Source organism: Bacillus sp. 7894-2, assembly GCF_002272225.1.
Classification (GTDB): domain Bacteria; phylum Bacillota; class Bacilli; order Bacillales; family Cytobacillaceae; genus Cytobacillus.
In genome coordinates, this window is the sequence record NZ_NPDG01000177.1 from 1 (window position 1) to 242 (window position 242).

The 242-nt window shown below is 47.9% G+C and carries 1 protein-coding gene; it reads left to right on the top strand.

Annotation, left to right across the window (positions count from 1 at the left end; translation table 11 throughout):
• A partial coding sequence (locus CHI10_RS22040) for an aldehyde dehydrogenase family protein (protein WP_142301795.1) occupies positions 1-242 on the top strand: 242 nt, incomplete at both ends.

A 242-nucleotide genomic window follows, 5' to 3' on the forward strand; every position in this document is an offset into this window, starting at 1 on the left:
GCATTTGACAAGATCATGAGCTACATTGAAATCGGCAAAGAAGAAGGCAAGCTGATGACAGGCGGAGAAGGGGACAATTCAAAAGGCTTCTTCATCAAACCGACTGTATTCGCTGACCTTGCACCGGATGCACGTTTAATGCAGGAAGAAATCTTCGGGCCGGTCGTTGGCTTCACAAAGGCAAAAGATTTCGACCATGCGCTTGAAATTGCCAACAACACGGAGTACGGCTTAACAGGAGC